Below are 252 nucleotides of genomic sequence, written 5' to 3'. Positions count from 1 at the left end.
AACGTGTAAACAACGTACCAGTTGAAGTGGAATTCAACTTCACTAAACGTTTGGAAGGTCGTGAGTTGAAAGCTAACGAATTCAGCTTCGTTCTTAAAGATTCAGAAGGTAAGACTCTTGAAACTGTAAGCAATGATGCGGCTGGTAACGTTAAGTTCAAAGCTCTTGAATTCAAGAAGGGTCAAGAAGGCGTACACAACTACACAGTAGAAGAAGTTAAAGGAAGCGACGCAACCGTTACATACGATACAA

The 252-nt window shown here is 40.5% G+C and carries 1 protein-coding gene; it reads left to right on the top strand.

Going from position 1 to position 252, the window contains the following annotated elements:
- Nucleotides 1-252 (top strand): Spy0128 family protein (locus ACLOR3_RS10720; RefSeq protein WP_412036991.1); only part of this gene is annotated, 252 nt, incomplete at both ends.

The sequence above is a fragment of the Streptococcus intestinihominis genome (genome assembly GCF_046824975.1).
Taxonomy (GTDB): domain Bacteria; phylum Bacillota; class Bacilli; order Lactobacillales; family Streptococcaceae; genus Streptococcus.
The sequence above is the reverse complement of the archived record's forward strand: the minus strand, read 5'-3'. Positions and strand labels throughout refer to the sequence as shown.